Genomic DNA, 5232 nt, shown 5'->3' with positions numbered 1-5232 from the left:
TTTGGCACGCTGTTGAGTTCTCAAGGAACGGACGCTTCCTTCGGACCGCCTTCCAGCGGACCCTCCGGGCTTCGTTCTTTCGTGTTTCCAGCTTACCAGACGTTTTCCGCTCCGTTTACCGGGGCTTCATTCATCCGATTCCCGCTGGCGGGATTTCCTGCGAACTTCGTTCCGAAGCCTATCAAGGCTTTCGGAGTGCTCAGTCCGTGGGATTTGCTTCGTCGGAGGGTGCGCATTTCGTGAAATGCACTCGCCTCGATTCGGCGGTGTCGTAGACACTAACGCCCGGGACCGACCATTGTCCAGTCAGTCCCAACCGTTGAAACCTACTAGCCCACCCTCACCACGTCAATGGTTTGGCCGGACGAGAGGAAGACTAGCAGGTCAGGGGCCTGTGGATCACATCGACTCAGGCGGCGACCGGCTGGAGGTCCGCTCGGTCGGCCGCCTCCAGATCGCCGAACTCCCCGCCCTCGGCGGCCCTTCGGCCCAGCACCAGGGCGTAGAGGAGGAAGGCCGCCTCGGCCAGCACGCCGATGGAGATGCGGGCCCAGGTCGGCAGGCCGGACGGGGTCACGAAGGCTTCCAGGACACCGGAGACGGCCAGGACCGTCGCCAGGCCGATCGACATGCCGATGATCGCGCGGCCCTGTTCGGCCAGCGCCACCGAGCGGGTGCGCGGGCCGGGGTCGATCACGGTCCAGCCGAGGCGCAGCCCGAGGCCGCCGGCCACGAAGACCGCGGTCAGCTCCAGCAGGCCGTGCGGAATGAGCAGGCCGAGGAAGACGTCGAGGCGCCCGGCGGAGGCCATCAGTCCGACGCCGATGCCGAGGTTCACCACGTTGGTCCACATCACGTAGAGCACCGGAACGCCCAGCGCGATCCCGAACAGCAGGCACTGCACGGCGATCCAGGCGTTGTTCGTCCACACCTGTGCCGCGAAGGAGCTGGCCGGCCGGTCCGAGTAGTACGCCTCGTACTGGCCGCCGGGGCGGGTCAGCTCGTCGAGGTACTCGGGGGCGATCAGGCTGTTGCGGACCTCGGGGTGGGTGGCCATCCACCACGCGAGCAGTGCGGTGGCCGCCATGGAGACGATCGCCACCGGCACCCACCAGCGGCGCGCGCGGTAGAGCGCGGCGGGGAAGCTCACCGCGTAGTAGCGGGCGACGTCCTGCCAGCCGTTGGTCCGGGCGCCGGTGACCGCGCTGCGGGCGCGCGAGACCAGCCCGGTCAGTCGGCTCACCAGGGCCGGGTCGGGCGCGGCGGCCTGGACCTTGGCGAGGTGTCCGGTGGCGCGCTGGTAGAGCGTGACCAGCTCGTCGGCCTCCTCCCCGCCGAGCCGGCGCCGGCGGGCGAGGGCGTCCAGCCGGGCCCACTCCCCCTGGTGGGTGGCGACGAAGACGTCCAGGTCCATTTCGGCGGCTCCATGATCGGCGGCGGGCGCGGACGTGCGTGCGCGGGCGGGTGCGTCCGGGCGGGCGGCGGGTCCGGGCGGACACGTGCGGCCCAGCATGCCAGCAGCGGCCGCCGCCGCGGCCGCCGGGATCTCACTTCCCGTGCGCCTGCCGGGCCCCGTATGTTTGCGGCTGCGGATCAGACTGCGGAGAGCGGGTCAGGGGGGCCGATCCGGGGTGATTCCCTCCCCCGGCACTGCCGCACTCCCAGGAGCGGATCTCCATGGGCGAGCCGTACGGGCTCCAAGAACGTGAACGGACAGGTGTCTTGAGCGACCTGGTGACGGGTGAGGCGGTCGTTCTCGGCCTCCGGACGGCGAAGCTTCCGAGCAGGGCCCTGGCGATCGTGATCGACCTGCTGGTGGAGTTCGCGGCCCTGCTGGTGTTCACGCTGCTGCTGAGCCTCGCCCTGATCGGGCTCGACGGCGCGGCGCTGGCCGCCACGATGATCGGCCTGATGGTGTTCTTCCTGGTGGCCGTGCCCGTGATGGTCGAGACCCTCACCCGCGGCCGTTCGCTCGGCAAGGCCGCGCTCGGCCTGCGGGTGGTGCGCACCGACGGCGGGCCGGTGCGGTTCCGGCACTCGCTGGTGCGCGGGCTGGTCGGCTTCTTCGAGATGATCGTGCTGACCGGCGCCCCCGCCGTGATCACCTCGGTGGTGCACTCGGACGGCAAGCGGCTGGGCGACATCTTCGCCGGGACGGTGGTCGTCCGCGAGCGCACCCCGGGCGCGGGCGGCTCCGCCTCCCCGCTGCCGCCGGTCCACCCGCACCTGCTGCAGGCGATGGGCCACGAGCTGGTCGCGATGGACCTGTCCGCCGTACCCGAGCCGCTCTGGCTGGCCATCCGCCAGCTGCTCGGCCGGATCGGCCAGTTGGATCCGGCGGTGATGCTCCGGATGTCCACCCGGCTCGCCGAGGACCTGTCCGCCCGGATCGGCCACCCGATCGCGCCGGGGCTGCACCCGGCGGCGTACCTGGGCGCGGTGCTCACCGAGCGCCAGCGGCGGGAGTGGATGCGGGCCCAGGAGCAGCTGTGGGCGGCCGGACGGGGACCCGCCCAGGTGCCCGCTCCCCGTCCGGCCTCCGGTCCGGTCCCCGCGCCCGCGCCGACGGTCACGGCCGACGGACGGCCCGTCCGCGTCCTCGGCCTGCCGGCGCAGCGGCCCGCACCGGTGGCCCCGACCGCGCCCACCGCACCGCCGGTGCCCGTACCGCCCGCCGCCCCTGCTTCGCCCCCGGCCCCGGCGGCCCCGACGGCTCCGTCCCTCGACAAGCCCGCCACCGACACCGGCTTCGCCCCGCCCGCCTGAGCCGAGCCGGTCGGGTCGGGTCGGGTCGGATCGGCCGGGTAGGGCCGGGCCTGGCCTGGCCTGGCCTGGCCTGGCCTGGCCGGCACGGCCCTACCGGACCGCTACTCCTCCTCCGCCCCCACCCGCCAGGCGTTCGGCGGCGACGCCAGCTCCTCCAGCTCGATCCCCTCCGCCGCCAGCACCACGTCCCCCGCCAGGTGCACCACCTGCTGCTCGCCCGTCTCCAGGTCCGCCACCTGGTACCGCTCGACCAGCAGCGGCCCGGAATCCGTCTCGTGGGTGTCGACGCCCTCCAGCAGCCACCCCTGGTCGAGGGTGCGCGGAGCCAGCACCGGCTCGGTGAAGGCCACCAGCCGCACCCGCGCGCTCGCCCCCTCCGCCAGCCTCAGCAGCCGGGCGGTGGCGACCAGGAAGCCCGGCGAGCGGCCGGTGAAGGCGTGCGCCCGGTCGTGGCCCTCCGCCGCGTGCTCGCCGCCGGGGTCGGCCGCGTCGGTGCGGACCCAGGCCACCCCGTCCACCGCTCCGCCGCGCACCTGCCAGCCCCCGGCCCGCAGCTCCATCCGCAGCGGCCGGGCGCGCGAGTCCAGCGTGAGGTCGGTGCTGCCGAGCACCCGGCCGTCCGGCGCGTAGGTCTTGGAGACGTACCGCCACCCGGCCGCCCCGGGCGCGCAGCTGAAGCGCTCCTCCCCGAGCGGGACGTGGTCATGAGGGTCGTGGAGCGAGTACCGGCCGTTGGGCATGCCGGAAAGCCTACGTGCGCGCCGCGCGTGCAACCTTCCGGCCGGTGCCCGCATTAGAGCGGCGGACGGCGCGGCTGTGCGTCGCCACCACGACGAGAGGGGGTGCGGATGGCGAAGCGGACGCGCGACGCGGAGTTCACGGAGTACGTGGCCTCCAGGAGCGGCTGGCTGCGCAAGGTCGCCTATCTGCTGTGCGGGGACTGGCACCGGGCCGACGACCTGGTGCAGGAGTGCGCGACCAAGCTGTACGTGAACTGGTCACGGGCCGGCCGGGTCGAGAACCTGGACGGCTACGCCCGCAGGGTGCTGGTCAACACCTTCCTCGCCGAGCAGCGCTCGTCCTGGTGGCGGCGGACGTCGCGGACCGCGACGCCGGTGGACGTCGCCTCGGTGGCCGCCGACCTCGACGTCCAGCTCGACCTGCGCAGGGCGCTGGCCGCGCTGCCGCCCAGGCAACGCGCCACCGTGGTGCTCCGGTACTACTGCGACCTCACGGTCGATCAGACCGCCGAGGCGATGCGCTGCTCCTCGGGCAATGTGAAGAGCCAGACCTCGCGCGCTCTCGCCACCCTCCGGACGACGCTCGCCGCTCGCCCCACCACCGCCGAGAGGACGTCATGAGGACGCACGAGCAGCGTGATCTCACCGCCCGGCTGGGCGCCCTCGCCGAGACCCCGGCGCCGCCCGCCGCGCTCGACACCTCGGCGGTGATCGCCCGCGGGCGGGTCCGGCTGCGCCGCCGCCGGCAGGCGCTGATCGGCGTGGTGGCCGGGTCGACCGCCGCCGTGCTGGCCGGCGTGCTGCTGTTGCGCCCGGCCGGCGGGCCTCCCGCACCGGCCGTCCCCCCGCCGACCGCCCCGGCCTCGCCCACGCCGTCCCCGACCACCGTCCCGACGCCGACGGCGTCCACCGGCCCGCTGAGCGCCGAGGCCCGCTTCGGCTGGCTGCCGCCGTGGCTGGCCCGACCGGCCGTCGGCTACGCGAACGGCGACGGACGGTCCGTCACCACCGCCGCCACCACGACCGTCGTCGAGAACGCCGTCCCCACCCTGAAGCTCGAACTGCTGCGCGGCCCCGGCGAGTCCCTCGCCCCCGGGGTGCACACGGTCGCCGCGCCCGCGGTCGCCGGCCGGGAGGCCCAGTGGCTGGTCACCGACGCATCGGGAGTCCCGGTCGGCCTGCGCTGGATGACCGCCTCCGGTCGCCGGGCCGAGCTGAGGGCCACGCTGTGGACGGGGGCGAAGGTCAAGGAGGACCTGATCAGGGTCGCGGCCGGCGTCGAGTTCGGCGGCCGGGACGTCCCGTTCCCGGTGCGGCCGACCGGCCTGCCCGCCGAGCTCAAGCCGCGGAACATCGAGATCCACCGGCCCTCGAAGGACACCGAGCCCCCGTGGAGCGCCATCCTGTCGTACACCGTCGACGGGAAGTGGCTGAGCGTCACCGTCCAGCCGGAGAGCTTCGGGGTGTTCGTCGACGGCAGGCCGGACGGCGGCACCCCGGTGTGCCGCGTCGACAAGGGCGTCCGGCTCTGCGCCAACGGGACGGCCGCGGGGAGCCCGCCGGTGCAACAGGCCGGCGGACTGGCGGGCCTGCTCGGCCGGTTCACCGTGCTCGGTGCGGACGAGGCCTCCTGGACCGCGACGGGGCCCGCGGACCGGCCCCGCTGACGGGAGCGGCCGACGAACCGGCCGACGGGCCCGCAGACGCCGGCGGCCGGCGCCCCCCG

5 protein-coding genes are annotated in these 5232 nt (G+C 74.2%); 3 read left to right on the top strand and 2 right to left on the bottom strand.

Annotated elements, in window-relative coordinates; genetic code table 11:
• Window positions 1-409 precede the first annotated feature (409 nt).
• A complete protein-coding gene (locus ACWGKU_RS40345; RefSeq protein ID WP_452179133.1) occupies window positions 410-1414 on the bottom strand; it encodes a stage II sporulation protein M in 1005 nt (334 codons plus the stop codon).
• 308 nt (window positions 1415-1722) lie between these two features.
• Between ACWGKU_RS40345 and ACWGKU_RS40340 the strand changes: the two genes are divergently transcribed.
• Entirely contained in the window at window positions 1723-2766 is a 1044-nt protein-coding gene (locus ACWGKU_RS40340) for an RDD family protein (RefSeq protein WP_452179134.1), read from the top strand.
• Between the two features lie 101 nt (window positions 2767-2867).
• Here the strand turns inward: ACWGKU_RS40340 and ACWGKU_RS40335 are convergent, their stop codons facing one another.
• On the bottom strand, window positions 2868-3506 hold the full coding sequence (locus tag ACWGKU_RS40335; RefSeq protein WP_401055334.1) for a hypothetical protein: 639 nt from the start codon (window positions 3504-3506) through the stop codon (window positions 2868-2870).
• A gap of 108 nt (window positions 3507-3614) precedes the next feature.
• On the opposite strand from ACWGKU_RS40335, the gene ACWGKU_RS40330 reads away from it, so the two are divergent.
• A complete protein-coding gene (locus tag ACWGKU_RS40330; RefSeq protein WP_359915512.1) occupies window positions 3615-4127 on the top strand; it encodes a SigE family RNA polymerase sigma factor in 513 nt (170 codons plus the stop codon).
• On the top strand, window positions 4124-5173 hold the full coding sequence (locus ACWGKU_RS40325) for a hypothetical protein (protein WP_452179135.1): 1050 nt from the start codon (window positions 4124-4126) through the stop codon (window positions 5171-5173). The genes ACWGKU_RS40330 and ACWGKU_RS40325 overlap by 4 nt, the downstream gene beginning before the upstream one ends.
• Window positions 5174-5232: the final 59 nt, after the last annotated feature.

The organism is Kitasatospora sp. NPDC054768 (assembly GCF_053612025.1).
The sequence above is the reverse complement of the archived record's forward strand: the minus strand, read 5'-3'. Positions and strand labels throughout refer to the sequence as shown.